The organism is Bacillus sp. FSL W7-1354 (genome assembly GCF_038002405.1).
Lineage (GTDB): Bacteria > Bacillota > Bacilli > Bacillales > Bacillaceae > Bacillus > Bacillus paralicheniformis.
This window is the reverse complement of record NZ_JBBOCL010000001.1, coordinates 133,113-160,014: the sequence shown is the minus strand read 5'-3', so window position 1 is coordinate 160,014 and position 26,902 is coordinate 133,113. Positions and strand designations below refer to the sequence as shown.

Below are 26,902 nucleotides of genomic sequence, written 5' to 3'. Positions count from 1 at the left end.
AAAAGGATTCATGATCTCTTGGCATTTTTCTTCAATCTGCTGTTGAAATAAGGCTTCAAAATTACAAATATAAGCAATGCGGAGCCGGCCAGTCCGGCAAGCATCCCGGTCCACTGCATCATGGCTCCGGCAACGGCAGACAAAACAAGCGCCTGGACGCTCAGAACAATGTGAAGCAGACCGAAAAAGCTCTTCCGCTTTTCTGCAGCTTTGACGGGATAAAGCTCCTGCAAGGACAAATGTGAAAAATGATCAAACAGCGGCGTCAGCTGAATTCCTGTAATGAATACGGTAAAGACGATGAGCGCCGCAGAAACCCACTCATATGTCGAAAAATAAGCGATGATGATACCAAAAATTGCGGTCAGCCTGACGACGATACCGAAATAGTCGTTTGATCTGATAAAGGCCCTTCCGTACATATATGTAAATGTCCGGCGCTGTTCATACGGAATAAACCGGAGCATCCAATCGAGATATGCTCTTCTTTTCGCCTGCTTTCTAAGATGGGGAACGTCTGTGAATAGGTTCGCAATTCTGTAGAACCGCTGCTTTCTTCTGATTTCGTCTTCAATATGCAGCTCCCATTTAAACGATTTTTTCTTATCGATCATTTTAAAATACACATACAGAGCGGCCATGATCAGGTAGACAGCTGCTGCAAATCCGTATGAAGACGCTAAAGCGAAATAGATCGCGATCGTGTTGAGAAGCAGTCTGACAATCCAGTCGGTGACCCTCATGTTTTTTTCGCCGAAAAACGTCATCCGCCATTGCATCGCTGTGTTCCATCCTTTTAAGACGAGCAGCTGAATCAGCAAGATGAAGTACGCGGAAAATGCCTGGCCGCTCGCTTCAAAATAGAGCGGTGCCAAAGCGAGGGCCGCGGCGGCCAGCGGAAAAAGCTGCGTCAACAAACTGAATCGGAAAGCCTGCTGAAAATACGGCTCCATCTTTGCTTCGAGCGGCAGCAAAAAGACGAGATCCGCTTCTTTAATTAGCGTGCGGACGTATGAGCCTGTCAAAATGAACGAAAAGATGACGGCCATCACCCAATAGGCGGGAAAACCTTCGGGCATCTCTTTCAGCCATTTGCTGTACCAGCTCGCAGCTCCTGCAAGGAAAAAAATCATGACGATGACAAGGTGGTCATTCAGCATGTATTTCAAATATGATCTTGTTTCTTTGACATACTCCTCAATTCTTGTCTTCCAAATCCCCAGAATGCTATTCATAGCTCTCTTCCTTCGTCAGTTCAAGATACAGGTCGTCGAGGCTCGCTTCTTCCATCGAAAACTGCTCTCTGAGCTCATCAAGCGTTCCTTTCGCCCGCACTTCGCCGTTATGGAGAATAATGAAGGAGTCGCAATACCGCTCTGCCGTTGCCAAAATATGCGTCGACATCAAAACCGCCGCTCCGTTTTTCTTCGCTTCGTTCATCCGCTCGAGAAGGGCATTGATCGCCAGCGGATCAAGACCGAGAAACGGTTCGTCTATAATGTACAGGTCGGGTTCGACAAGGAAAGCGCACATGATCATAACCTTCTGCTTCATACCTTTTGAAAAATGGGCAGGGAACCATTTCAGGCGCTTCTCCATTCTGAATTCTTTCAAAAGCGGCGGAAGCCTTTTCTCGAACGTTTCCTTCGAAAGGCCATACGCCATCGCCGTCAGCTCCAAATGCTCCTTCAATGTCAGCTCTTCATATAAAATCGGCGTTTCCGGAATAAACGTAAATTGGGAACGATAGCTTTCCGGATCGTCCATGAACGTTTTGCCGTTCAATTCAACCGATCCTTTGTGCGGTTCCATTAAGCCGATGATATGCCGGATCGTCGTGCTTTTCCCCGCTCCGTTCAAACCGATCAGCCCGACGATCTGCTCCCGTTCAATCGCAAATGAAACATCGCGCAGCACCGGGTTTCTTGTATACCCTCCAGTTAACTCATTAACAGTCAGTAGTGACATACGTTCGTTCCTTTCCTGCATTTTTCTTAATAGTACCAAAAACAAGAATGTATTTGAAACGTTTTCCCTCCCGCTTTTCGGCCTTAAAATAAAACGAATAATCGAATGCGCATCAGGACATTCTAATTCTTGAAGAAGGGAAAGCTTATCAACTCTGGCGAATGAGGTGTTTGTCAAAGACAAAATCGGCAAGAGTTCCTGAGTATGAAACATGTCAAGCTTAGAAATTTCTTTCATCCACTGAATTGAGAAAGCACCTGCTTTATTTGACATCTCCGTCATATAAAAAAGGTGTGACGATCAAATGAGGTGTTTGTCGCAGGAAATGTATAGGCGTTACAAGCTTTCATTTTGACGAAAATGGGGTGCTTGCAAAAGGCAGTTAACGTTTCTTCGTTAAAGCGTACCTTCTTCAGGCAGGGTGAACGTTGGAGCCGTTCATCCTGTTTTTCGTGTTTTCGCGCAAATTGTGGTAATATGTTGCTTATACATAACCTTTCCCTGATGGAAAAAGGAGGAAAAGTATGAGCGACTGTATTTTCTGCAAAATCATAAACGGAGAAATCCCTTGTGCAAAGGTATTTGAAAATGAACATGTACTGGCTTTTCTCGACATCAGCCAAGTCACAAAAGGGCATACGCTTGTGATTCCAAAAGTTCATAAAACCAATATTTACGAAATGACACCTGATGTTTCAAGGGAATTTTTTGAAGCGGTTCCGAAAATCGCCCAAGCTATCAAAGACGAATACGAGCCGATCGGCTTAAACCTTCTGAATAACAATGGCGAAAAAGCGGGGCAGTCCGTCTTCCACTATCACATGCACATCATCCCCCGCTACGGCAAAGGAGACGGATTCGGAGCCGTCTGGAAAACACATGCGGACGACTATTCACCGGAAGACTTGCAGAACATTGCAGCTTCCATCAACAAGCACCTGTAATCGAGACATTGTCCAAGGGCGCCGGCAGCTGCCGGCGTCTTTTTTTCGTTCAAAAAAACTCCACATTTATCAGATCGCCCGGCACGACTAAATAGACTTTGTTCTATATTTCACACAATTCAAATTTTTTATGTATAACCGGAACCTTTTATGTTAGGATGGTTTTATATTTTTATACATGAACAGGGAGCGATTGTGATGATACGTACAACGAACTTTAACGCAGGACCGGCAGCACTGCCTTTAGAAGTACTGCAAAAGGCGAAAGACGAATTTCTTGATTTCAACGGTGCGGGGATGTCCGTGATGGAGCTGTCCCACCGCAGCAAAGAGTATGACGCCGTTCATCAAAAAGCGAAAGCTCTGTTAAAGGAACTGATGGACATACCTGATGATTATGAAGTCATGTTTCTGCAAGGCGGAGCAAGCCTTCAGTTCTCAATGATTCCGATGAACTTCCTCTCCAAAGACAAAACGGCGCACTTCATAATGACAGGCGCCTGGTCTGAAAAAGCGCTCGCCGAAGCGAAGCTCTTCGGAAACACATCGATCATCGCGTCCAGTAAAGAAGATACGTACAGCTATATTCCCGAAGTACCGGAGATTCCGCTAGACGGTGCTTACCTCCACCTGACTTCCAACAACACGATCTTCGGAACGCAGTGGCAAAAGTTCCCTGACGCTCCGATTCCGGTTGTCGCTGATATGTCCAGCGATATTTTAAGCAGAAAAATCGATGTTTCCCAATTTGACATCATCTATGCCGGCGCTCAGAAAAACCTCGGACCGTCAGGGGTGACCGTTGTCATCATGAAAAAAGACTGGCTCGGCAAAGAAAACGAGCAAGTTGCCAAAATCCTGAAGTACTCAACACATGCCAAAGCGGATTCTCTCTACAATACCCCTCCGACTTTTGCGATTTATATGCTGTCTCTCGTGCTGGAGTGGCTCAAGGAAAAAGGCGGCCTCGATGCCATTGAGAAACGCAATCGAGAAAAGGCCGGTATTTTATACAACGCGATCGACGAAAGCGGCGGATTCTACCGCGGCCATGCGAGAGAAGACAGCCGCTCAAACATGAACGTCACCTTTACGCTCAAAAATGATGAGCTGACAGCATCATTCATCGCAAAGGCAAAGGAAGAAAAAATGTCAGGGCTTGGCGGACACCGTTCGGTCGGAGGCTGCCGCGCTTCGATTTACAATGCCGTATCTGTTGAAGACTGCGAAAAGCTGGCGGCCTTTATGAAGAAATTCCGCGAAGAAAACTGATGGTTTATCCTGATGATGGAAGATGGCGAAAAAGGCTTCCCCATTCCTTCGAAAGTTTGATATACTACTAGAAAGCTTTCGCAATAAATGACGAGCATATTATTGGAAAGCGTAAAAAGAGCCTAGATGAGGAGAGAATAGACATGAAAACAAAAGAATTAGTGGCTATGGCCCTGTTTGTCGCCATTGGAGCGGCGCTTCACGCTGTGATTCCGCCTTTTTTCTACGGAATGAAGCCGGATATGATGCTGATCATGATGTTTATGGGAATCCTTTTGTTCCCTAGATTGCAAAATGTTCTTGTCATCGGAATCGTGACAGGCGTTATTTCCGCGTTGACAACGGCTTTTCCGGGAGGACAGCTGCCCAACATCATCGACAAACCGCTAACAGCCTTGATGTTTTTCGGCGTATTTCTGCTTGTGAAAAAGCTGAACAGCAAAACGCTTGCCGCCGCCGGATTAACTGCTGCAGGAACGGTTCTTTCCGGAACCATTTTCCTTACGGCTGCGCTGTTCATCGTCGGCCTGCCTGGAAACCAGGGGTTCATTACCCTGTTTTCTGTTGTCGTTTTACCTGCTGCCTTGATCAACACGATCGCCATGGCGGTCATCTTCCCGATCGTGCAGTCGATCATGAAGCGCTCAAGGCTGATTGAACAAGTCAAATAAAACCAGAACCTCTTCTTGAAAAGGGTTATCCTTTTTTTGAAGAGGTTTTTTTCATTTTGATGGTCAAAAAAAGGGGAATCCGCCCGATATTTTATATAAGAAGCTGAATAAAAAAAAGGAGCAGGAGCGCCAATCCTGCGCTTCCCGTGCAAAAAAGCGCTTTTTGTTTAAGAATGCGTTTCGGCGGGTAAGATGCAGAATATCCGAGAAGCCTTAAATAATAAAAGGAGCCGGCGGTAAACACAGCGCTTAAAATTGTCAAAACAATGATAATGACAGACAACCCTCTCCCTCCTTTTTTTAAAAGTATGCTAAAATAAAGCAAGCTATGCAGAAGTTTCTAAGAAGAGAAACGGATGGCCCGGCTCGAACGCCAATATCTAATCATGAGAAGACGGGTGCCTGCCAAGCCTGATCTTTAAAAATATAACCGGGGTGATGTACATGTCAAAAGGCCGATCTTTAGCAGCTGGACTGATTGTAGGCGGTGTTATTGGCGGTGTTGCAGCATTGCTGACCGCGCCGACTTCAGGAAAAAACTTGAGAGGACAGCTAAAAGCCAACTGCGGTAAATGGGAAGACACCGTCAAAAGGCTGAAAAACGACGGAATCGCATTAAAAGAGCAATTCGTCAAAACCGCCATAGAAGGCGCGGAAATCATCAAAGACGTCGGCAGCGAACTGCAAACGTCCATCCAGGAATGGCGCGAGGAAATCAAACCTCACCAGCAGGACTTAAAAAAGGAAATCGCTGAGATTGAAGAAAAGATAAAACAGCTGGAGAAAACCTTACAAAACTAATATACTCAGCGAAAAAAATGAACCTTAAAAAAGGGGTGTGAATGGAAAATTTTCACGCTCTTTTTTTGGGTAAAATCCTGATTTCACACCGTAAAGCTGGATTTTTTAAAAATTTCGTAAATTTACATCTTTATTAATCTTTATTTTATTGGCATAATAGAAATTATAAGATAAAGAGAAGCAGGTGAAGTGAATGAATCGAGCGGAAGAGCCCTATACGGTGAAAGAAGCCCTTTTATTCAGTCAAAGAATGGCACAGCTTAGCAAGGCGCTTTGGAAGTCAATAGAAAAGGATTGGCAGCAGTGGATTAAACCTTATGATCTGAACATTAACGAGCATCATATTTTGTGGATCGCCTACCAGCTGAACGGTGCATCCATTTCGGAAATCGCCAAGTTCGGCGTCATGCACGTATCCACAGCGTTTAATTTTTCAAAAAAACTTGAGGAAAGAGGTTACCTGGAGTTTTCCAAAAAGTTGAATGACAAACGAAACACTTACATTCAGCTGACTCCGAAAGGTGAAGACGTTTTCCTTAAAATCCTCGAGTCTTACGATCCGACCCGGAATGCCGTCTTAAAAGGCGCTCAGCCCCTTCATCAGCTGTACGGGAAGTTTCCAGAAATCGTCGAGATGATGTCGATCATCCGCCATATTTACGGCGATGACTTCATGGAAATTTTCGAAAAATCGTTTTCAAACATCGAAAGTGAATTTACGAGCGAAGAGGGCAAAATGAAGAAAAAACAAGAAGCAAAAGAAGCCGGGGAATCGATAGAGATGGACAAACCGCTTGAGCCTCTTAAAAACTAAGCCAGATCGTATTGCCTGATAATGCTGATGAATTCGCTCATCAGCGGTTTGTACAGACCTTGTCTGTGAAGGGCGAAAATCGTTTCGTGCACTTCAAGTTTTTCATTTAACTGTCCCGCAAAAAGCGTGAGGAGATGATCGAACATCACATATCCTTGCGCTTTTTGTGCTTCAAGCTCCTTTGAGAGCTCTTCGCACAGCTTTTCCGTTTCCTTTGCTTCTTCCTCTGATAAGCCCTTTTCGATCAACATTTTATAATACGGATACTCTTTCATATCCGCATTGTTCAATAACAGTTTGATGTAATATTCCAGCCGCTCAAGGCGTTGCTCCATAGAGTTCATATTTGTCCCTTCTCTCCCTTTCTCTTATTTTAGCCGATATTCCCTTCTGATGAAAGTTCAACACGGGAGATTTCTGTTCCTTTTACACCCTTCTAAATTCTTTGGAAAATGACGAAATTTTTTTCGAAAAAGGGATTGATTTTTCTCATCCAGAGGAGTAAATTATTCTGAGGATTTCATATAACAGTTTGTTGAAACGGAAGGATGTCATTTATGAGTTGCTGGAAAACCATCAATCTCGTTAAAGATTATGGAGGCATGCGCATCGTGCTCACTGCCGTCAGTTTAATGATTTTATTTTTTATTCCCGAATATTTAGCGATGCAGCTGATTCATCCGCAAACTGTTCAGAGAGGCGATCATGCCCTTTTGTTTGCAGGACTATTGGTTGCGGCTATAATTGCCCATAAAATTCTTCATATCTTGCCGTTGATCAGCAAGAAAAAAATAGAAAAAAAGATTTATTGGTTGAAAATGAGAACATGGAGAGAAGTTCCAAAAAACACGATGCTTGTCTCTCTTCTCTGCCCTTTTTTCGTCATCACGCCTGCTTTATTTTACGCGGGGGCTGTGATGCCGAGCTTTGCTCATTATTTCTGCATCATTTCAAGTATTCATTTCGGCTATTGTCTGCCTGATTTTCTGTTTGCCTGGAAACTGATCAAAGCGCCTAAAAACTGCTATGTCGATCAGGAAGCCGACGATTTTGATATTTTAATACAAAAATAATCCAGCCGCTCGGCACTTGGAAAATCCTTTTTTTCAGTCTATTTTCTATCTTTTTTAATAAATATTTGGTAATGTAGTATGGAGCAGAAACAGAGAGGGGGATCTCCTATCATCCTTTTTTATTTCATCTTGTTTGCGGTTTTTACTGTCTTCAACATAAACAAGCTTACAAACTCTTTATGCCTTGTCAGAGAGATTCCTGAAGAACGGCAGGATAAGGTGTTTAGAATGATTAATGTGCTGATCTTAATTTTATTGATCTCATCATTCATTGAGATTTCCTTTACGGTGTAAAGAAAAAAAGGATAGCTGCCGATCGTATTGATCCGGCAGCTATCCTTTTGTTGATTAGCATATCCAAGAAGCACCAATAATAATTAATAAGATGAACAGTACCACAAGCAGCGCAAAGCCGCCAGCGAAACCTCCTGTATAACCGTCGCCCATATTGACACCTCCTCTGCCCCAGTCGTTACATTAGTGTATGCACGAATGTCATGAAACGATTAGGCTATCGTCCAAAAGAAAAGAACCGCCTGAAAAAATGACGGTTCTTTTCTCATTTTCTAAGGTTTTAGTACAGATAAGCTGCACCAACGATGATTAATAAAATGAACAACACGACCAATAAAGCAAAACCGCTTGAGTATCCTCCGCTCATGTTATTGACCTCCTTTTCTTGATCAATATATTTGTATGAGCGGAAAGAAAATTTGACTAGACGGATGCCCCTCTGTTGAAAATCTTTTTACAGCATGTCAGAATATGATATGATACAATTCAAAGGAAAGTTTAAACTGTTATGATTAGGAGTGTTTGCATTTATGAAGAAGATTGCAATTGCGGCGATTACAGCGACAAGTGTGCTGGCTCTCAGCGCATGCAGCGGAGGAGACTCTGAGGTTGTTGCAGAAACAAAAGCTGGAAATATTACAAAAGAAGACCTTTATCAAACATTAAAAGACAATGCCGGAGCGGACGCACTGAACATGCTCGTTCAGCAAAAAGTACTCGATGATAAATACAATGTCTCCGACAAAGAAATCGACAAAAAGCTGAACGAGTACAAAAAGTCGATGGGTGACCAGCTCAACCAGCTCATTGAGCAGAAAGGCGAAGACTTCGTCAAAGAACAGATCAAATACGAACTTCTCATGAAAAAAGCCGCAAAGGATAACATAAAAGTAACCGATGATGACGTAAAAGAATATTATGACGGCCTGAAAGGCAAAATCCACTTGAGCCACATTCTTGTGAAGGAAAAGAAAACGGCTGAAGAAGTTGAGAAAAAGCTGAAAAAAGGCGAAAAATTCGAAGACCTTGCAAAAGAGTATTCAACTGACGGAACAGCCGAAAAAGGCGGCGACCTCGGATGGGTCGGCAAGGAAGATAACATGGACAAGGATTTCGTCAAAGCTGCGTTTGCTTTGAAAACCGGCGAAATCAGCGGCCCTGTGAAATCGCAATTCGGCTATCACATCATTAAGAAAGACGAAGAGCGCGGCAAATATGAAGACATGAAAAAAGATCTCAAAAAAGAGGTCCAAGAACAAAAACAAAACGATCAAACTGAACTGCAATCTGTTATCGACAAACTTGTCAAAGATGCTGATCTAAAAGTAAAAGACAAAGAGTTGAAAAAACAAGTCGACCAGCGCCAAGCTCAGACAAGCAGCAGCAGCTGACGCCAAAAAAGCTGTCCTCCCCTCGCGGGGCCGGACAGCTTTTTTTATGCGATGGAATGACTGTCAGCCGATTTTTCATGCTGTTCTTGATCTTCATCCAATGAACGCTTCATGCGCTGTGCTTTTTCTTTTTCCATCCGTTCGATATAAATGCGGCCTTCTTTTTCGATAAAAGCCTGATCGATCTTTTCCTCTTCCTTTGCCGTCGTCATCAGCTTATAGGCGCTGAAAATAATGCCGACGATGCAAAGGTACACCCACCACGGAAACAGCAGCACGGCTTTTCCCCCTTTTTTGAATAAACTGTATATCAGACATTATGCAAAAGGGAGACAAGTTATGACGCTTATTTGTGAAAAACAGGCTTGTAAAAGGAACGATTATCCAATGCAAAGACGCGTTCGGTATACTCTCCCGGCTTGACCCGTTCGAGCGCTCTGTCCATCATATTGATCTTCGCGTCAAGGTTGTCGATATAGTGAAGAATTTCCGCTTCCTTGACCATCGGCGGCTTTGGACTGCCCCATTCGGGTTTGCCGTGATGGCTTAAAATCAAATGCTGGAGAATCAGCACTTCTTCTGAATCAATTTGAAGCTCTTCGGCTGCTTTTGCAATTTCTGTCACCATAATCGAAATGTGCCCCAGCAGATTCCCTTCGACAGTATAGGTCGTGGACACCGGTCCGGATAGTTCTTTTACTTTTCCAAGGTCATGCAAAATAACACCTGCGTACAATAGGTCGCGATCGAGCGACGGATACAGGTCTGCGACCGATTTGGCCAGGTTCAGCATGGAGACAACATGGTATGCGAGACCTGATACGAACTCGTGGTGATTCTTCGTCGCAGCTGGAAAATCAATGAATTCCTTGCCGTATTTTTTGACGAGGTGCCTCGTGATTCGCTGAATACTCGGGTTTTTCATTTCAAAAATATATTGAGTGACCGCATCCATCATTTCGTTTTTGGGAATCGGTGCAGTCTCAAGAAAGTCATCGATTTTGACATTGTCATTGTCGCCCGCAGGTCTGATGTTTCTCAGCTTCAGCTGATTCCGCCCGCGGTAATGATGAATGTCGCCGACCACTTTCACGATCGTCTGCGGGCCGTAGGTCACTTCGTCCTGCTGTTTGGCGTCCCAAAGCTTCGCTTCTATATCTCCGGACTGATCCTGGAGCATCAGCGTTAAAAACGGTTTCCCATTGCTCGCGATTCCTTTCGTTGACGATTTAATGAGCAAATACAAATCAACCTGCTCGCCAACTTCGTGCAGCATGATACCTTTTGCCATGATAAAGCTCCCTCCGTTTTCCTACATAAAATCATTATAGCACACACTTTTATTTGTTAGTTATACCCTCCACTTCCACCTTTTTCATGACGGAAGGCAGCAGGATCACATCTTCGTCGTGAAAAGCTTCTCTTACATGTTCATGACACGTAAAATACAAAATTTGCTGATCTTCGCCTGAAAGCTTTTTTAAGATGTTCAGCACTTGTTTAAACCTCTCCCGGTCAAAGTGGACAAAGCTGTCATCCAGCTGGAACGGCAATTTGACTTCCTTTTGATGGGAGAGGGCCAGAGCGAATCGGATCGCTAAATAGAGCTGTTCACAAGTTGCCTGGGACAGTTCGTGGGCGTAAAAAACAGCCCCGTCTTTCCGCATGACCATCATGGATTCATCTGTTTCAGAAAAATAAATTTTTTCGTATTGCCCGGCAGTCAATGGGTTTAGTAATGTTTCAGCCGTCTGTAACAGCTTCGGAAGCCGAACCTTCTTATGTTCATCGATCTTGTTTTTGACCGCCTGCCGGATCAGCTTGACGGCAGCCCACTTTTTGGCCAGTTCGGCGACCCGCTCTTTTTGCATTCCGGTCTGATAGGCGAGCTCGGATACCGCTCCCGATTCCTCAAGTCTGACCAGTTCCGCATGGACATTCGCCGCCTTTTGTCTTTCTTCTGCAAGCTTATTTTCTATACGGGCTCTTTTTTCCTGCGCCTCGGCCAGCTTTCCTTTCAGTTCTGCAAGAGAGTGTTCTGATGCAAGCATGACGGCCTTCTCGTCCTGCCTGCCGAGCTCTCTTTTGAGCTGCCCGAGCCTTGCCGTTAATTCTTTTTTGGCTTGGTCGCGCTTCGCCAGACCGATGAACATCTCACGGCCGTCCGCCCCTGCTTTTTGAAAGAGTTCGCCAATTTGGGATTGGAAGTATTCCGTCTCTTTTGTCAGCTCTTTGATTTGTTCGGCGGTATGCTTTAAAGACACGTCCGCTTCCTGTTTTTGCCGAAGTTTTTCTTTTTGGGAACCAAGCGCGCTTTTCAGTAGAAACACCTGCTCTTGGACGCTTTCGCCAGCGCGGCCGAGAGATGAGACAAGCTTTCTCAATTCCGATTCAAAGGATGCTTTTTTAGCCTGAAGGCGGCTCAGCTCTTGCTCGATATCCCGCTTTTTCAACATTTCCTCTCGGAGTTCCTTGATCAAAGCGTACGCATCGGCTAAAAATGACGGGTCGATTGACAGGTTCAGCTCTCTCAAATAGCGTTCGGTCTTCTCCTGATACGGACGGATATCCTTTTCCCACGCTTCGAACTTCTGAATCGCTCTTTCATATTCCGCTTCTCTCTGTCTGAGCTCTGCTTGTTTTGCGATAAGGAGCTGCCGGGTTTGGTCGTCCTTCCACAGCTCTTCCCTCAAAGCGTTGTCACTCACTCCGCTTTTTGTACCGCTGCGATCAATGTCGTCCAGCTGTTTTTGAATAAAAGCCGCTGCCGCGGAAGGCTCGGGCTTTTTTAGAACAACAGCGGCAAATATGAGCAAGATCGGCACGAGTAAAGCGCCCGGGAACCACTCCTTGAAAAAGAGCGCCGCACAAGCTGCCGCAAAAGCAGCACAAAGCGCTACTGCAAAAGCGGTCTTTCTTCTTTTCATCCGAACCTTTTGTTCTTGCTTCAGATAGGACAGCTGAAGGAGCAGCTCTTCCCGCCTTCCGGCATGGCCGCCGGCGGACGCAAGCCGGCTGAGGGTTTCCTCCTTTTGCTTGCGGACATCTTCCGGCATCACTTCATTGCTGAGAGCGGCGTGGGCCTGTTCAGCTTCCTCCAGATCAGCTCTCGCCTGCTCAAAGCGTTCGTCAAGCGACCGTTTCAGTTCACGCAGCTCGATGTATGCCTGAGCGGTTTCCTGCAGCTTCCACTCATATTCATACGCGGTGTCCGCATTGAGGATATCGCATTCCTCGATTTTCAGGCGCCCAAGCCCCGCTTGAACCCGTCCGTTAATCTGGTGAAGCTGATCAGTCAAAGACGCGATTTTTTCGGAATACGACTGGTAAAACGGATATGCTTTTAAAAGCTCTTCCGCTTCGTGCTCGAGAAAGTCTTCAGCCGGTGCAAAAGCGGCGGCCCGCTGTTCCAAACGGCGCTTTTTCTCTTCCAGCGCCTTCAGCTGAGCCGCTTTTGGATGCAGGTGGGATTCGAGCTTTTCGAGCTCAAAAAGTCCGCCTTCGGGGAAACGGCTTTCTCCTGAGCCGCCGAAAGATGCGAGCTGCTCTTCCAGCTGGCGTTTTTCCGCGGCCGCCGGCAGAATCTCAATCGCCTGCTCGATTTGTGAGACGAGATGCTCAAGATCTTTCAGCAGTTGTCCGCTGTCCTTTATTGAGGCCTCAGCGCCTTTTTTTTCGTTTAACAGGCGGTGGTAGTCGCCTTCCCGCGCTTTCGCTTTTTTCAAATCTTCGGAAAGCTTTTTTAACCGGTCGAGCTCCTGATTCAGTTCAGGTTTCCGGCCGTTCGGTTTAAACAGCTCTTCCTGCTTTTTCACGAGGCCGGCATCCATCTTTGAAATCGCATCAGAGCCGAACAGACTCGAAAACAGCAGAAAACGGCCGATTTTGTCGCGGTTGAATTTATGAATTTCCTGAAGGCCGAACACGTCAAATGAATAGATCGCTTTATACAGCTGTCTGTCGACGCCTGACAGCAGCTCATTTAAAAAACCTTCCGGCTTCGTGCTGCCGTCTTCCAGATAAACGGTGACCCGCTCAGGCTTTCCGGCCGTTCGTTCGATCCGGATCTGCCCCAAATCAGGGTGCCCGACCTCAAGCATCCCCCCGTAAATGACGCCCGTTTTCGGCTCATACCGTTTCGTCTTCGGAAAACCGAACAGCACGCTTTCAATAAACGACATGAGCGTCGTTTTCCCGGCTTCATTGAGCCCGTAGACCAAATGCAGATTTGAAGGAGACAGGCGAAATGTCTGATTGGCAAATTTACCGTATCCGTATATATGTATCGCATGTATATTCACCCTGCACCCTCCCTTATCTTTTCAATGTCTTCAGTTCATGAAGCAGCAGTTTTTCCGCCTGCGCGCGAATGTCCCGGAAGTCTTCTTCATGAAACCGCTCTCCGTGCCTTCTAAAGACCGGATGACGCTCCAAATCGTCAAAAATCAGGCTGAAATCCTGAAATTCCTGCATTTCTTGCAATAGCTCCTGAAAAAAAGCGTCCCGTTCAATTCCAGACAAGGCGGCATCTGTTTGATCTTCGATCGCGGTAAGCCAGATGAACGCGTCTTCCTCCCGCTCTTCTTCATGGAAGATGTCAAGGATCTCGTCCACGATGCCGGCCTGTCCTTCCGCCAAATAAGAGGGTGTTTCTCCTGTCAATACCACCTTGACGCATGCCGGCTTGCCTCTGTTTCTGAAAGATTGAAGGGCATCCTGCATCAGGCTGATCAGCTCTGTCATCTGCTTTGTCTCTGAGATATCGATGCTGGCCGTTTCCCACAGAACATCCGATAAGGCTTTAAATTCGAAGGACAGTTCTCCGCCGCAAACATTGACGAGATAGCAGCCTTTCTCTCCCGTTTCCTTCATGTGCCGCGATTGCGTGTTTCCCGGATAAATCACCGCCGGTTCGGAGGCTGAAATGACCTGTCTTTTATGTATATGGCCAAGCGCCCAGTAATCCATCCGGCCGTTTTTTAAATCTTGAAGGGAAAAAGGACAGTACGGATCATGGCCGCTCTCCCCGGAAAGCGTCCCATGAATCATGCCGATATGCAAGGGCGCGTCGGTCGTTTTTTTGATTTCAGCAGCCTTATTGGCAAAAACAGAGCGCTCGGGATAGCTGTAGCCGTAGATGCTTGCGGCGAGCCGGCCGTCTTTGTAAAACGATTTTTCTTCAATGTCTTCCGACGAGAAAATGTGGACGTTGTCCGGCCAATCAATCGGCGTCCAATCGGCGCCCAGATGATCGTGATTGCCAAAAATCACATAGACTTGGATGTTGTTCTCTTTCAACTTTAAAAATTGCTTTCTCAAAAACATCTGTGCTTTTAAACTGCGGTTTGCTTCGTCGAAAAGATCGCCGGCAAGCAAAATGAAGTCGGCCTCTTCATCAATCGCAAGCTTAAACACATTTTCAGCGCTTTTAAATGTGCTGTTTTTGATCCGCCGGTAAACCTCTTCGGGTAGCCGGCTGATGCCGTGAAACGGACTGTCCAGGTGCAGATCGGCCGCATGAATGAAAGTGATGTTTGTCAATCTTCTGCTCCTTTTCATAAAATATTCTGCTCCCATTCTATCACGGGTTGAAAGCGAATGCACGTTCTACTCTTTGCACGAAAAAAGCAGCTTTTCTTTCAAGCTGCTTTTCTCTTTTATTATCGATCTTTTGACAGACGAAGCGCCTGTTTGATATTTTTCAATCCGCCGCCGCTCGTGTACATGAGCACGCCGCCTTTATACACCCTCGCCCCGATGACGGCGAGAATCACAATGGTGAGTGCGGTAATGCCGATGCCGAGTGCCGCTTCCCAAAACGGAATATCAAGCACGCCGACTCTGAGGAACATGATCATTGGTGCAAAGAACGGAATGAATGAAGTAACGGTAATGAACGTTGAATCCGGTGTGCTTAGCCCGACCATGGCAATTACGAATCCTGCGACGACCAGCAGAATCATCGGCGAAATCATCTGCTGAACATCTTCAATCCGGCTGACGACGCTTCCGAGAAATGCCGCAAGAGTTGCGTAGAGGAAGTAGCCGAGCATCAAGAAAATGGCCGCGTACACAAGCGTTGCAGTAGGTACGCCGGAAATGTCAAGAAATCCTTTAATCATATCGGCTGCATCCCCTCCCTTTTCCTGGCTGGACTGGAGCGAAAGATAGCCGACAAGAAACAGCGCGGCAATCTGTGTCAATCCCAACAGAGCGACGCCGAACAGTTTGGCGAACATTTGCTGGACAGGCGGCACGCTGGAAATTAAAATTTCCATCACGCGGGAAGACTTTTCCGTCGCAACTTCTGTCGCGATCATTGACGCGTACGTCAAAACCGAAAAATAGATGACAAACAGCACAACATATACAAGCCCTGTCGCCTTTTGAAGCTCTTCCTCGGTTTTCGCGCCTTCTTTCAAGGCGACACTGTTGACTTTTACCGGTGTAAACAGTTCACTCAGCTTTTCCTGTGGTACGTTCAATTCAGCCGTTCCAACGGCAATCTTTGCTTGTGAGAGCGCCTGTTCAATCGTGGAGACAGCTGTGGAATCAGCGATTTCGAGCGCTTTATACGTTCCTTTCAGCACGCCTTTTTTATCTCTGTCCAGGATTAAAATGCCTTCGAGCTTTTCGTCTCTGACGTCTTTTTCAAGCTCTTTTTCCGGTTTATCCGCTTTTTCGACTTCCAGCGCTTCATCAGTGTCGAGTGCTTTCACTTGCTGGGCAAACGTGTCGTACAGCTGATTTGAACGGTCAATGACGGCGATTTTATCACCCTCTCCGCCGTCATCAAACATGGAAATAATCGATCCCAGATTTGTGACGAGCACGACAAGCGCAAGCGTGATCACCGTTGAAATGATGAACGACTTTGTTTTCAGCTTGCTGAGATATGTATGAAAAAGAACAATCCAAAACTTATTCATAACGGGCACCTACCTTTTCGACGAAAATATCATGCAAAGAAGGCTCTTCAAGTTCAAATTTTCTGATAAACCCGCGTCCTTGAAGCATTGTAAACAGCTCTTGAGAGACTTCTTCATTTTCGACCTGCAGGCGGACTCCTTCGGAATGATCCCGCCATTTGACGATGCCGTCCGCCTCTTTCAAGAAGCTCAAGTCGCCGTCTGCGTGAATCGTGACATTCTTTCTGCCAAAAGAACGTTTGATTTCTTTTAATTTCCCTTGAACGACAGGCGTCCCGCGCTGCAAAATGCAGACATGTTCGCACAGCTCTTCGACATGCTCCATTCTGTGGCTTGAAAATACAATCGAAGTGCCGTCGTCTTTCAAAGAAATGACCGCGTCTTTTAATAGCTCGACATTCACCGGATCGAGACCGCTGAACGGCTCGTCGAGAATCAAAAGCTCCGGCTTGTGCAGCACGGCCGTGATGAATTGAATTTTTTGCTGGTTCCCTTTGGAGAGCTCCTCAACCTTTTTGTCGGCGTATTCCGTAATATGGAACCGTTCGAGCCACTTCTCCATTTCCTTGAGCGCATTTTGCTTTGTCATGCCTTTCAGGCGGCCAAGGTATACGAGCTGATCTTTCACCTTCAGCTTCGGATACAGTCCGCGCTCTTCGGGCAAGTAGCCGATGCTGTTTGTGATACCGTAGTTAATCGGCTGTCCTTTCCATGTGACAGTACCCTCTGTCGCATTCAAAAGGCCTAATATCATTCGGAATGTCGTCGTTTTCCCTGCTCCGTTGGCGCCGAGCAGACCGAACATTTGCTTGTCTGGAATCTCCAGCGTCAGATCGTTTACAGCTGTAAATGAACCGAACTTTTTCGTGACGTGATCGATTTTGAGCATAATAACTCCTCCTTCCAATTTACAATCATACGTTAGTCATACCATTTTAAAAAGGATTTTTTTGATTTTTATATAATTTTAAACAAATAGATCATATTTTGAGAAAGGGGAAGAGAAATGGAAAGTTATTATGTAACCGTTTTCGATACTGGTGGAGAAACGCTTTTGAATGAGCGATTTGAAGCGGCCGGTGATGAAGAAGCGAAAGAGAAAGGAAGAGGAATGCTGAAGGAAAAGCAATTTTTGGAGCATACACACCGGGTAGTACATTCGTCCGGTAAAATCATTGTTTTCCGGAGCTGACTAAAATACGGGGCAAGGCGGCTCTTTTGGGGAAGGTCTCCCGCTGCCGCCTGCCCTTTAATCCGCCAAACACTAGTGGATCATCATAACAATGAGCAGTCCCATGTTGATGAAACAGAGTAAAAACGATAAGCAAGCGACGCCTTTATTTTTTCGCAGAAAATAAAGGCCATTGACCGCCAGCACACAGATGATGACGGCATCAAACAGTCGAAACAGCAGATCCTGCAAGCTGTAGGCCGGAGCGAAAAAACAAATCACAGAGACGATCAGGATGAAAAGGCAAGAAACTGTAATATACATCGTCCATTCTTTCGCTGCGTCAGCCCGCTCATTCTCAGATGAAATCATGTTCTTAAACTCTGGCCTCCTTGTCAGTCGTGATCATTTTGTCCGCGTACAAGGAAGGAGCTTTTCCCGCATCTGCCAAAAAGCCTGAAGACGTTAACACAACAGCCAGCGACACCGCGACGAACAACAGTTTAGCTTTCATACAACGCATCTCCCCTTTTGATTTTTCGTCTTGCCTGAGCGCACTTCTCATAGTAAAAAATGGCATCTTCAAGCCGCTCCATTTGATTATAGTACTGGGCTGCGTCTAAAGCCAGCTCTTCAACAGCGGCATATAAATGGTTTGACTCCAAATAATCAAATCCGATTTCCACGGCTTTCCGATCCCCGCCGTCCAAATACAGCCCGGATAGAATGTTAAGCTTGGCCGCGTGTTCTTCATCTCCGAGCGATGCCGCACTTCGGATGCCTTTTTCATAACAGTCGGCCGCTCCGACATGATTTCCCTGTTTTAGACGGACGTACATTAAGTTGTACAGCACTTTTGGAATATATGATGAACTTTCCTGTTCAAAAATGGAAAGGGCGCTCTCCATATGATCTGAGGCTTCCCGGTACGATTCTTGATGGAAATAGCAATTTCCCAAATTAAAATGAGCGGCTGCCGTCAAATGGCTGTTTTTGATTTTCGCGGCGTCTTCAAGCGCGTTGGCCAGGCTTTTCAGCGCTGGTCCGTATGTCATCGATTCAACCCAATTGCCGGCAATGATAAAATCGCAGAAAATCTTTTTTTCTTTTAGCGTCTCATACCGGTTAAAAATGTCGGAAGCGAGCGTCGCATAGTTGATCGATAAATATCTCTGGCTGATATAATAGTAGATTTCCGCCAGCTTATAATAAAATTCCGCTTTTTCAACCTCGTCTTCCAAGGCGCTGACTTTTTGTTCAGCCGTTTTATAGCAGCCGATTGCTTTGACAAACCGCTTTTGTTTGAACTCATACATCCCTTTAAAAAACCAGTAATAATAGTTTAGTAAACCTGTCATTTGGTCCTTTTTCTCTTCTAAGTCGCGGAGGTTTTTTTCAATATTTTCAGTCTTTTGCGGTTTCAAATAGCTGAGCATCAGCTTATGCCTGAATTCGAGCAGCGAATAGTAGAGCAGGACGTCCTGATTTTCTTCCATGTCTTGAAAATCATTTAAAATTTCCGCTTTCAATGATTCACTGGCGGCGATCTGATTTTTCCGAATGGCGTTGTACCAATCATTCAGCTTACTAGCAACGTATTCAGATGGAATCTTCTGTTTCAATTTCCCCGCCTCCCAAGACTTCGTACAGACCTGTGTCCTTATGAATCATTTTATAGAAACTTAAATTTTTTTACAATTGCTTCTGCACATCATTTCCCAAGGTCAATTTCCTGTCGGGCCCTCTTGTTATACTTGCTGACGGTTAAATTGCGGCTGGCGCTTTTCTAAAAATGCGCGGATTCCTTCCTGATGGTCGCTTGTCAGCCTCATTTTCATTTGGGCCGCTTTCTCGAGTTCAAGCGTTTTCTGCAGCCTACCGCCATTCAGCGCCTGATAGATCTTTTTTGTCTCAATCATCGCTGCCAGCGGAGCGTGCAGAAGCTTTTCAAGATAGATGCGCGCAAAACGGCCGGAGTCCCCGCTGAATACAGCGTCTGCGATCCGAAGTTCGTGCGCTTCGGCCCCCGTCAATTGTTTCCCGCTCCAAATCAATTCTTTGGCCGCAGCTTCACCGATTCTCCGCTCTAAAAAGAAGTGTCCGCCTCCGTCGGGAACAAGCCCGATGCCGATAAAATTCATCGCCAACTTCGCCTCTTTTTCGACCAGCACATGGTCGCAGCTGAGCGCGAGGCTCAATCCCAGACCTGCGGCCGCCCCGTGGACAGCCGCTGTCGTCATCTTCGGCATGCTGTAAAGCTTCACCGCAATTTCAGAAATTGTGTCAATGACGCGGGCAGAGCTGTCTTGATCTCCGGAAGACAGCATCATCTTAATGTCTCCGCCTGCCGAAAATCCTTTGCCGCTGCCTCTCACAAGGAGAAGCAGCGATTCGCTTTCCTCTGCAATACGCAAAGCTTCATTCAGTTCTTCAAGCATTTTTTCATTCAAGGCATTGTACGCCTCAGAGCGATTCAGCACAATTTCAAAAATCCCGTCTTCGTCTTTCCATTTGATATACTCCATCTTGCACCTCCGTGAATACGATTTTTTAAGATATTAGCTTAATTAATTCCACCTTTTATTTTCAATACCTTTTTTCATGTGAAAATCAGCTGAATGATTTTCAATTTCAAGATCAATTGATACTGAAATAAGCCTTTTTAGTTGAATGATTTTCTTTGTTTATATATAGTTATTTATAGAAAGCATGTGAGGAAAGGGGGATGAGCGTAATTAAATCATTTTTGACGTTGATGCTTAGTTTATGCATGTTAACAGTACCATTCGCCGATCAGGAGCAAAACCCTGTTTGTGATCCCGAAGCGGAATATCATATGTCTCTAAACACCTCAAAGTTTGAGACACATGCAGTGAACCCCTCCCCTTTTACAAAAAGCTTTCTTAACCATCCAGGAAAAGCCGCAAATATTTCTGTCTTTGACGCACGTTTCTACACTCATTTCATTCCTCGATTCGAGGTTCAATCAAATGAATTAATTCTTAAAAAAACTTGCGCTATTCCTGTGAAATACCAATCTAATTACCTCTCCTGATTTTCCTTTTTTACCTGCATAACTTTTCAGCCGAATGGGGAAATTTATTTTGGAGGGATATGATTGAATATTAAAGAAAATGATCTGCCGGGTATCGGCAAAAAATTTGAAATAGAAACGAGAAACCATGAAAAAATGACGATTGTCGTTCATGATGACGGAAGAAGAGAAATCTATCGTTTTGACGACGAAGATCCCGATGAAATCGTGACCAACATCTCGCTTGATGACGGCGAAGCAAGGCAGATCGCCGCCATCCTCGGCGGAATGGTCTATAAGCCGCAGGCGCTTGAATCGATTGAAATGGCGTTTAACGACCTGATCATCGAGTGGTTCAAAGTCGAAAAAGGAGCAAATGCCGTCGGCAAAACTCTCGGTGAAATCGACGTCAGGCAAAACTACGGCGTCACTGTCATCGCGATCATTAAAAAGAATCAGGAAAAATTCTTGAATCCCGGTGCGGATTCCGTTCTTGATGAAAATGATACACTCGTCCTGTCCGGTGAAAGAAAAAACCTCAAGGAAATGAAGCAGGCTTTTCTTTCCCGAAAGGAAGGGTGATGCTCTTTGGATCATCTAGTATTTGAAGTCGGCACCGCACTCTTGCTTGTCGCGATTGCTGCCTTAATTGCGAATCGGATTAAATTCTCGATCATTCCCTTTTTAATTGTTCTGGGGATGATCGTAGGCCCGCACGCTCCGACGATCGGTATCATCAACTTGAAGTTTATCGAGAGCTCGGAGATCATCGCCTTTTTCGGCAGAATGGGCGTCTTGTTTTTACTGTTTTATCTCGGACTAGAATTTTCGATCGGAAAGCTTATTAAATCAGGACGGTCCATCGCCGTCGGAGGAAGCATTTATATTCTGATCAACTTCAGTTTAGGCCTCATGTTCGGGTTCATCGCGGGCTTCGAGTTTCTCGAAGTACTGATCATCGCCGGGGTTATTACGATTTCTTCGAGTGCGATTGTCGCCAAAGTACTTGTCGACCTAAAGAGAACAGCGAATCCGGAAACCGAACTGATTCTCGGAATCATTATGTTCGAAGATATTTTTCTCGCCGTTTATTTATCCGTCGTCTCGGGGCTCGTCCTAGGTGACTCAACTTCAGTCGGATCGGCGCTGCTTTCGATTTTGATCGCTTTTGGCTACATGATATTGTTCTTTATCGTTGCCAGGAAGCTGCCAAAATTGTTAAATCGGCTGTTTGATATCCGTTCAAACGAAGTCTTTATTATCGTGATCTTTGCGCTGCTGTTCTTTGTCGCCGGCTTTTCGGAAACGATTCACGTTGCCGAAGCAATCGGCGCCCTGCTTCTCGGACTCGTGTTTTCCGAGACAGAACATGCAAGCCGGATCGAGCATTTGGTTGTGCCGTTTCGCGATTTCTTCGGTGCAATGTTTTTCTTCAGCTTCGGATTGAGCATCGACCCGTTTACACTGGGAGATGCGGTATGGCTTTCAATCGGCGCTGTCATCCTTACCTTGGCCGGGAACTTTATCGCCGGCATGATCGCAGGCAGAAGGGCCGGACTTTCTCATAAAGCTTCATCCAATATAGGCTTAACGATTGTCTCACGAGGCGAGTTTTCGATCATTGTCGCCAACCTCGGAATCGCCGGCGGACTTTCGGTTACATTAAAGCCGTTTGCCGCTTTGTACGTACTGATCCTGGCAATTTTGGGGCCGCTTTTGACAAAAGAATCAAAACGGATTTTTCAAATGCTGAACAAAATATTTAAGTGGAAAAAATTCAAAACAAAACAAAGTGGATGACAGAAAAGGAGACTTCGCCAGGATTGGCGAAGTCTCCTTTCGTTTTGCCCAGGGACTGTCCCGTTTTAAACCGAACCTTTTAACTGCCTTTGGCATTCTTGTCAAAAAGCCCGGACAGGTAGCGAAGCTTTTCTTCTGTATAGTGTTCAAATCTGTCATTGTACGTTTTCGGGTCTTTCGGGTTGGAGAAGTGTGTGATCTTTCCCGTTTCCGGATCGACGAATTTGCTCGCAGCTCCGCAGCCGATCCCGATAATCGTCTGTTTTTCCTCCATGATCATGATGTTATAGATGCTTTCCTGGCCGGGAAGGGAATAGCCTATATTCTCCAGGTTGCCGAGAATGTTTTTCTGCCTGTACAAATAGTAGGGATGGTAGCCGTGCTGTTTCGTCCACGAGACAGCGTCATCCATCATCGCGACAATCTCCTCGCGGTCAGCCACCTTATACTTATGCTTGTTTTTCGTCATTTCAGACGCGCGCTTAAATGACAGCGTATGGACGGTCAATGATTCGGGCATTAATTTTTCGGTTTCGGAAAGAGAGTTTCTGAATTCTTTTACCCCTTCGCCCGGAAGGCCGATGATCAAATCCATATTGATGTTCGACATGCCGGCATTTCGCGACAGATGATACTTTTCGATCGTTTCTTCGACCGTATGGTGGCGTCCGATCGCTTTCAGCGTTTCATTCTCGTAAGACTGCGGATTAATGCTAATTCGGTCGATATTCCATTTTTTTAAGACTGCGAGCTTTTCCTCTGTGATCGTATCGGGCCGTCCAGCCTCAACTGTGACCTCGCGGATGTTTTTTACATCGGGAAATGAACGGTACATTTCTTCATACAATAGATCCATTTCTTCAGCGGTAATGCTTGTCGGCGTTCCGCCGCCGAAATACACGGTCGTTATTCTGACATCGTTCTCCTTGAGCCATTCGCCGATTTTTTGCATCTCATAGTGAAGCCCCCACAAAAATGAGCCGACCCGTCCGGCTTGTCCTCTGATCGCATACGCCGGAAACGTACAGTAGGCGCACTTCGTCGGACAAAACGGGATGCCGATGTAAATGCTGACTTCTTGACTCAGCTCATACAAATCGGGTACCGCTTTCAGCTGACGGTCAATGATGTTTTGCATCAGTTCGATTTTTTCGTCGTGAATTAAATAATCCCGTTTCAGCTCGGCATGTGCCTCTTCCTTTGGCATGCCGCTCTCCAGCTTTTTATGAAGCAGCTTTGTCGGACGAACACCGGTGAGAATCCCCCATTTCTGAATGATTCCGGTATGCTCCTGAAGCATGCTCAAAAAAACGTAGGAAACGGTATTTTTCACCTGCTTAAACGCTTCCTTTTCCGTCAGTTTGGGGTCAATGTTTTTGGCATATTCCGCTCTAATGTCCGTATCTTTTATCATACCCGAAGCCTTGACGCCGTTCTCTTCCCGGTCGTAGCCGAGAACGATCGCAAGGTCTGCCGGCGCTTCTTCGCCAAAAGCGACTTCGCTTTCTTCAAAGAATAAGTTGGCTATATGCTCAAGCGGTCTCTGGAACCTTTCATCTTGGAGCCCTTCTATATAAATGCGCAATGTCATCACCTTTTTCGTTTCAAAACTTTCTTTAGTGTACAAAAATAAATGGCCAAAATCAATCCGGGAAACAAACATTCCTACGTGGCAGCGATGAATGAATAATCCCCGCATTCGAGTTGAAAGCGGGGATTCTATCAGAATCAGACTTTTTTAATATGGAATTTTTTAAGAAACCCTTTGCTTTGCTGCATTCTGAAGTATTCTTTAATCATATAAGCGACGCCCTGTTCATCATTGGAGCGCGTCACCCAATCCGCTTTTTGTTTGACTTTCTGAGGAGCATTGCCCATTGCGACTCCGAGTCCGGCAAGCTCGATCATCGGGAGGTCGTCGATTTCATGGCCGATCGCAACGACATCTTCCATTTTTAGACCGAGGTCGGCGGCGAGCATCGTCAAGCCTGCTTCTTTGGAAACCCCTTTATGGACAATCAGCATTTTTTCCCCCGCTCCAATGATGTCGACGAGAGGAAATGCATTTGTGATCGTCTGCCTGATTTCTTCGGACTGTCCTGTTGAGCAATAAACCTCGATCACCGGTGCGCTGACCGGTTCATCCATCAGCATATCGCTCAGCGAATCGACAAACTGGACGGGATAAAAAATCGGGTCAGACGGGTGAATCATCGTTTTCCCCAGCAGGTTTGAATTCGTTTTTTTCCGGTTTCCAATCGAATATTTTTCATGGAGGATTCTGATATTGCAATCATAGCTTTCCAGTATTTGAACAAGGTTAAATGTCTGTTCTTCGGAAATCCTTTTTTCTAATAAAGGATCGTCGATTTTGTCCGCTATGATGGCTCCGCTGTGCGTAATCAGCTTCGTATCCAGCTTTAAAGATTTGGCGATTTTTTGAGCGGAGCGAAAATGTCTGTTCGTCACAAGCGTAACATATACACCTTTCTTCTTTGCATATTCGATCGCTTCCTTCGTTGCGGGATGAAGCCGTCCGTTTGTCCGAAGCAGCGTTCCGTCTATATTCAGCGCAAGCATTTGTTTTGACACCAGGAGGTCCCCCTTCTTTGATGACTGAATCTGTTATAGAGGATATGTCCCGATCCCTTTTTTTAGAACAGCCCTCTTGATGCACATACTAAAAAAAGCCTGTTTTCACAGACTTTTTACTTCGCATCTTGTGGATACGATCATGATTCTCCCTCATATTCAAAACAGTGAATTTAACGCCCCTTTCGTTCAATTCACCGTATATTGATAACCCCTTTATTTGACCAGCAGACGTGCTTTCAGTCTGTTAATTTCCTCTATACCCCTTATCATTTTGCCGCCAGTCCGTTTTTCATGATCGTATCCCGGCAAAAAAATGAAAGCACTTACATTTAGTATTATCGCAACTATTTCATGAATTGACAAGTCTTTTTTTAAATCTTTATGAACGTTATTTGTTCACTTAGTGAAAAAATCCCCTCTTGCCTTGACAAGGGGGGATTTTTTATCAGCTCTCTGGGTTTCCGTAAAGCTCTTCCAAAGGCTTCATGATGATTTTGTTTAATTCAGCAATCAGCATGCTCATCCGCTGTTCCGCTTCCATCAGCTGCGAGATTTTATCATGCTGCTGGACGAGCGCCACGGATTTTTGCGCTTGTTCGACTTCTTCCTGTGTGATGTCTTCGCCGTTCATCTGTTTTTGCTGAAGGTTCATTTGAATATCGCGAAAGTTATCAAACATCTTTTTAGCAGATGGGTCGCCATTCACCTCATCATAAAGATTTTTCAATCGGGAATATTCATCGCTTTGTCGCAAGGCTTGCCCCAAGTCATAAGCCGAGTCATGTAAATTGACCGTCATCCTGATCCGCTCCTTTCCTGCCTGTATTCTTCTTATGGAATCGGCACCACTCCACTATAACAAACTATGGAGCGTTTTTCACAGTTATACGATAATTCCGTTTGAACAGGCCGTCTTCAGCCTCAGATCAAAATTACAAAGATGGCTTGCACGGCTCCGATAATTCCGCCAAGCAGACCGCCTAAATACGTGATCATTTTGAACTCCCGCCTGGAAATGGACAGCACCATTTCTTCAAGACGTTCAACAGGGAAGTTGTCCACCTGTTCCTTGACGATTTGCTCGAGCTCCAGCTGCTTGAGCACTTGATCCAGGCGGCGGCCCGCCTCTTCGAGAAGCCGGTCGGCAATCTGCGGCAGGCGCAAAGCGATCTCCCGCTCAACACTGGAAATAGAGGAGCCGATCGTTTTTTCGAAAAACGGCTGAAGCGAGAATCGTTTCAAAAGCTTTTCCTTCAAATCGAAAATGAGAGATTTGAGATTCCATTTGTCATCCGCTTCCTTGAACGTATATTCTTTCAGCTTGTCCCATTCGTTTTCAAGCAGATCCGTTAAAAGACGCGCGGTCTCGCCGTTCTTTAAAAACTTCACAATCTCCGGCTGAACGCGGTCAACCAGACTGCTGTTGCCTAAAAACATCTGCACCATGCTGCCGAGCATGCCCCGTTCTTTCAAAAAATCGTCAATCATATGTCCGAGGCGTTCCTTTCCTTCGCCGCTTTCAAAGTAGGTGACAGCCCGGCTTAAAATATAGCCGGACACCATCGGAATTTTCTCTTTCAGCTTTTTCTGGGCCTCAAGAGGGATAAGCTCTTTGAGCGGTTCATTTTCATGTGCCTCTAACAATGCGGACAGCTTCTCATCCGTCCATCTGGATACCGCCCGATCCGCTTTTTGGGCGGGATTTGAAATTCCGATGCTTTCCAATGCTTCTTCAACGGTGGCCGTTGATTGCGAGAGGTGCGCCAAGATCCGCTCCCCAACCTGCACCGCCTGGCTTTTAACTGCATCGGATGCAAGCCTTTTTTTGATCCCTTCTGTTGTCAGCAGATGGCCTGTGACCATCTGTCCCATCTGTCTCGCCAATTCATCGCGCCTTTTCGGAATTAATCCGGGTGTAAAAGGAACCCTCTTTCCAAATATGTAGACCGCTTTATATGGGCGAAAAAGCATTTTAATCGCAAAATGGTTCGTTACAGCGCCGATAAGTGCACCGACTGCAATCATAACGGCAAAAACCCCAAATACATACATGTTCTTTTCAACTGCCTTCCTTTTTACCTGACATCTTAGCTGCACAGCGTGGGCCTTATGGTCGATCCTCACCGTCTTGCCTAACGTTATTAT

At 45.6% G+C, this 26,902-nt stretch carries 32 protein-coding genes; 12 read left to right on the top strand and 20 right to left on the bottom strand.

Annotated elements, in window-relative coordinates:
- Positions 1-8 precede the first annotated feature (8 nt).
- Both MKZ04_RS00900 and MKZ04_RS00895 read right to left on the bottom strand, forming a co-directional pair.
- Positions 9-1,235 (bottom strand): ABC transporter permease, encoded by a 1,227-nt coding sequence (locus MKZ04_RS00900; protein ID WP_020450803.1) that lies wholly within the window; start codon positions 1,233-1,235, stop codon positions 9-11.
- Positions 1,228-1,968, bottom strand: coding sequence for an ABC transporter ATP-binding protein (locus tag MKZ04_RS00895; RefSeq protein WP_020450802.1), 741 nt, complete (start codon positions 1,966-1,968; stop codon positions 1,228-1,230). The genes MKZ04_RS00900 and MKZ04_RS00895 overlap by 8 nt, the downstream gene beginning before the upstream one ends.
- A gap of 524 nt (positions 1,969-2,492) precedes the next feature.
- Here MKZ04_RS00895 and MKZ04_RS00890 point away from each other — a divergent pair.
- The 3 genes from MKZ04_RS00890 to MKZ04_RS00880 all read left to right on the top strand — a co-directional run bounded on the left by MKZ04_RS00890 (position 2,493) and on the right by MKZ04_RS00880 (position 4,855).
- Positions 2,493-2,912 (top strand): HIT family protein, encoded by a 420-nt coding sequence (locus MKZ04_RS00890; RefSeq protein WP_020450801.1) that lies wholly within the window; start codon positions 2,493-2,495, stop codon positions 2,910-2,912.
- A 198-nt stretch (positions 2,913-3,110) separates the two neighbouring features.
- The gene (gene serC / locus MKZ04_RS00885) at positions 3,111-4,184 is read left to right on the top strand and encodes a 3-phosphoserine/phosphohydroxythreonine transaminase (RefSeq protein WP_020450800.1); all 1,074 of its coding nucleotides are present in this window, start codon (positions 3,111-3,113) and stop codon (positions 4,182-4,184) included.
- Between the two features lie 143 nt (positions 4,185-4,327).
- Complete coding sequence (locus tag MKZ04_RS00880; RefSeq protein WP_020450799.1) at positions 4,328-4,855, top strand: tryptophan transporter; 528 nt, start codon at positions 4,328-4,330, stop codon at positions 4,853-4,855.
- 91 nt (positions 4,856-4,946) lie between these two features.
- On the opposite strand, the gene MKZ04_RS00875 is transcribed toward MKZ04_RS00880, so the two are convergent.
- The gene (locus MKZ04_RS00875; RefSeq protein WP_020450798.1) at positions 4,947-5,138 is read right to left on the bottom strand and encodes a hypothetical protein; all 192 of its coding nucleotides are present in this window, start codon (positions 5,136-5,138) and stop codon (positions 4,947-4,949) included.
- A gap of 161 nt (positions 5,139-5,299) precedes the next feature.
- On the opposite strand from MKZ04_RS00875, the gene MKZ04_RS00870 reads away from it, so the two are divergent.
- Complete coding sequence (locus tag MKZ04_RS00870; RefSeq protein WP_003180256.1) at positions 5,300-5,656, top strand: YtxH domain-containing protein; 357 nt, start codon at positions 5,300-5,302, stop codon at positions 5,654-5,656.
- 193 nt (positions 5,657-5,849) lie between these two features.
- Positions 5,850-6,470 (top strand): HTH-type transcriptional regulator Hpr, encoded by a 621-nt coding sequence (locus MKZ04_RS00865; RefSeq protein WP_020450797.1) that lies wholly within the window; start codon positions 5,850-5,852, stop codon positions 6,468-6,470.
- On the opposite strand, the gene MKZ04_RS00860 is transcribed toward MKZ04_RS00865, so the two are convergent.
- On the bottom strand, positions 6,467-6,814 hold the full coding sequence (locus MKZ04_RS00860; protein ID WP_020450796.1) for a YhaI family protein: 348 nt from the start codon (positions 6,812-6,814) through the stop codon (positions 6,467-6,469). The genes MKZ04_RS00865 and MKZ04_RS00860 overlap by 4 nt on opposite strands.
- 213 nt (positions 6,815-7,027) lie before the next feature.
- Between MKZ04_RS00860 and MKZ04_RS00855 the strand changes: the two genes are divergently transcribed.
- Both MKZ04_RS00855 and MKZ04_RS00850 read left to right on the top strand, forming a co-directional pair.
- Positions 7,028-7,543 (top strand): DUF3267 domain-containing protein, encoded by a 516-nt coding sequence (locus MKZ04_RS00855; protein ID WP_020450795.1) that lies wholly within the window; start codon positions 7,028-7,030, stop codon positions 7,541-7,543.
- Positions 7,544-7,621: 78 nt separating this feature from the next.
- Positions 7,622-7,837, top strand: a complete 216-nt coding sequence (locus MKZ04_RS00850) for a hypothetical protein (protein WP_003180249.1) — start codon at positions 7,622-7,624, stop codon at positions 7,835-7,837.
- Between the two features lie 54 nt (positions 7,838-7,891).
- Here the strand turns inward: MKZ04_RS00850 and MKZ04_RS00845 are convergent, their stop codons facing one another.
- On the bottom strand, positions 7,892-7,990 hold the full coding sequence (locus MKZ04_RS00845; protein WP_020450794.1) for a YjcZ family sporulation protein: 99 nt from the start codon (positions 7,988-7,990) through the stop codon (positions 7,892-7,894).
- A gap of 127 nt (positions 7,991-8,117) precedes the next feature.
- Positions 8,118-8,204, bottom strand: coding sequence for a YjcZ family sporulation protein (locus MKZ04_RS00840; RefSeq protein ID WP_003180245.1), 87 nt, complete (start codon positions 8,202-8,204; stop codon positions 8,118-8,120).
- 163 nt (positions 8,205-8,367) lie between these two features.
- Between MKZ04_RS00840 and MKZ04_RS00835 the strand changes: the two genes are divergently transcribed.
- On the top strand, positions 8,368-9,228 hold the full coding sequence (locus tag MKZ04_RS00835) for a peptidylprolyl isomerase (protein ID WP_020450793.1): 861 nt from the start codon (positions 8,368-8,370) through the stop codon (positions 9,226-9,228).
- Between the two features lie 44 nt (positions 9,229-9,272).
- Here the strand turns inward: MKZ04_RS00835 and MKZ04_RS00830 are convergent, their stop codons facing one another.
- The 6 genes from MKZ04_RS00830 to MKZ04_RS00805 all read right to left on the bottom strand — a co-directional run bounded on the left by MKZ04_RS00830 (position 9,273) and on the right by MKZ04_RS00805 (position 17,046).
- Positions 9,273-9,506, bottom strand: a complete 234-nt coding sequence (locus MKZ04_RS00830; protein WP_020450792.1) for a sporulation YhaL family protein — start codon at positions 9,504-9,506, stop codon at positions 9,273-9,275.
- 68 nt (positions 9,507-9,574) lie between these two features.
- A complete protein-coding gene (yhaM, locus tag MKZ04_RS00825) occupies positions 9,575-10,519 on the bottom strand; it encodes a 3'-5' exoribonuclease YhaM (RefSeq protein WP_035339075.1) in 945 nt (314 codons plus the stop codon).
- A gap of 49 nt (positions 10,520-10,568) precedes the next feature.
- Positions 10,569-13,529: an AAA family ATPase gene (locus MKZ04_RS00820; RefSeq protein WP_341045063.1), complete on the bottom strand. Its 2,961-nt coding sequence runs from the start codon at positions 13,527-13,529 to the stop codon at positions 10,569-10,571.
- Between the two features lie 13 nt (positions 13,530-13,542).
- Positions 13,543-14,769, bottom strand: a complete 1,227-nt coding sequence (locus MKZ04_RS00815; RefSeq protein ID WP_186440884.1) for a metallophosphoesterase family protein — start codon at positions 14,767-14,769, stop codon at positions 13,543-13,545.
- A gap of 119 nt (positions 14,770-14,888) precedes the next feature.
- Positions 14,889-16,157 carry an ABC transporter permease gene (locus tag MKZ04_RS00810; protein WP_095289933.1) on the bottom strand — a complete coding sequence of 423 codons (1,269 nt, stop codon included), beginning with the start codon at positions 16,155-16,157 and terminating at the stop codon, positions 14,889-14,891.
- Positions 16,150-17,046: an ABC transporter ATP-binding protein gene (locus MKZ04_RS00805; RefSeq protein ID WP_020450787.1), complete on the bottom strand. Its 897-nt coding sequence runs from the start codon at positions 17,044-17,046 to the stop codon at positions 16,150-16,152. Before MKZ04_RS00805 ends, MKZ04_RS00810 begins: the two co-directional genes overlap by 8 nt.
- A 117-nt stretch (positions 17,047-17,163) precedes the next feature.
- Between MKZ04_RS00805 and MKZ04_RS00800 the strand changes: the two genes are divergently transcribed.
- Complete coding sequence (locus MKZ04_RS00800) at positions 17,164-17,349, top strand: YhzD family protein (protein ID WP_161513202.1); 186 nt, start codon at positions 17,164-17,166, stop codon at positions 17,347-17,349.
- A 72-nt stretch (positions 17,350-17,421) separates the two neighbouring features.
- On the opposite strand, the gene MKZ04_RS00795 is transcribed toward MKZ04_RS00800, so the two are convergent.
- The 4 genes from MKZ04_RS00795 to MKZ04_RS00780 all read right to left on the bottom strand — a co-directional run bounded on the left by MKZ04_RS00795 (position 17,422) and on the right by MKZ04_RS00780 (position 19,853).
- Entirely contained in the window at positions 17,422-17,700 is a 279-nt protein-coding gene (locus MKZ04_RS00795) for a hypothetical protein (protein ID WP_020450785.1), read from the bottom strand.
- Between the two features lie 4 nt (positions 17,701-17,704).
- The gene (locus MKZ04_RS00790; RefSeq protein ID WP_167564567.1) at positions 17,705-17,842 is read right to left on the bottom strand and encodes a hypothetical protein; all 138 of its coding nucleotides are present in this window, start codon (positions 17,840-17,842) and stop codon (positions 17,705-17,707) included.
- The gene (locus MKZ04_RS00785) at positions 17,832-18,950 is read right to left on the bottom strand and encodes a Rap family tetratricopeptide repeat protein (protein ID WP_026579963.1); all 1,119 of its coding nucleotides are present in this window, start codon (positions 18,948-18,950) and stop codon (positions 17,832-17,834) included. The genes MKZ04_RS00790 and MKZ04_RS00785 overlap by 11 nt, the downstream gene beginning before the upstream one ends.
- A 126-nt stretch (positions 18,951-19,076) precedes the next feature.
- Positions 19,077-19,853 carry an enoyl-CoA hydratase gene (locus tag MKZ04_RS00780; RefSeq protein ID WP_020450783.1) on the bottom strand — a complete coding sequence of 259 codons (777 nt, stop codon included), beginning with the start codon at positions 19,851-19,853 and terminating at the stop codon, positions 19,077-19,079.
- 200 nt (positions 19,854-20,053) lie between these two features.
- Between MKZ04_RS00780 and MKZ04_RS00775 the strand changes: the two genes are divergently transcribed.
- The 3 genes from MKZ04_RS00775 to MKZ04_RS00765 all read left to right on the top strand — a co-directional run bounded on the left by MKZ04_RS00775 (position 20,054) and on the right by MKZ04_RS00765 (position 22,162).
- Positions 20,054-20,383, top strand: coding sequence for a hypothetical protein (locus MKZ04_RS00775; RefSeq protein WP_020450782.1), 330 nt, complete (start codon positions 20,054-20,056; stop codon positions 20,381-20,383).
- A gap of 63 nt (positions 20,384-20,446) precedes the next feature.
- Complete coding sequence (locus MKZ04_RS00770; RefSeq protein WP_023856548.1) at positions 20,447-20,944, top strand: cation:proton antiporter regulatory subunit; 498 nt, start codon at positions 20,447-20,449, stop codon at positions 20,942-20,944.
- A 6-nt stretch (positions 20,945-20,950) separates the two neighbouring features.
- Positions 20,951-22,162: a cation:proton antiporter gene (locus MKZ04_RS00765; RefSeq protein WP_020450780.1), complete on the top strand. Its 1,212-nt coding sequence runs from the start codon at positions 20,951-20,953 to the stop codon at positions 22,160-22,162.
- 79 nt (positions 22,163-22,241) lie between these two features.
- On the opposite strand, the gene MKZ04_RS00760 is transcribed toward MKZ04_RS00765, so the two are convergent.
- From MKZ04_RS00760 to MKZ04_RS00745, 4 genes are all read right to left on the bottom strand, one after another.
- Entirely contained in the window at positions 22,242-23,747 is a 1,506-nt protein-coding gene (locus MKZ04_RS00760) for a coproporphyrinogen III oxidase (RefSeq protein WP_020450779.1), read from the bottom strand.
- Between the two features lie 143 nt (positions 23,748-23,890).
- Positions 23,891-24,754 carry a Cof-type HAD-IIB family hydrolase gene (locus tag MKZ04_RS00755; RefSeq protein ID WP_016886434.1) on the bottom strand — a complete coding sequence of 288 codons (864 nt, stop codon included), beginning with the start codon at positions 24,752-24,754 and terminating at the stop codon, positions 23,891-23,893.
- 448 nt (positions 24,755-25,202) lie between these two features.
- Positions 25,203-25,556, bottom strand: a complete 354-nt coding sequence (locus MKZ04_RS00750; protein WP_016886435.1) for a YlbF family regulator — start codon at positions 25,554-25,556, stop codon at positions 25,203-25,205.
- Between the two features lie 122 nt (positions 25,557-25,678).
- Positions 25,679-26,809, bottom strand: coding sequence for a DUF445 domain-containing protein (locus MKZ04_RS00745; protein WP_144497733.1), 1,131 nt, complete (start codon positions 26,807-26,809; stop codon positions 25,679-25,681).
- Positions 26,810-26,902 lie beyond the last annotated feature (93 nt).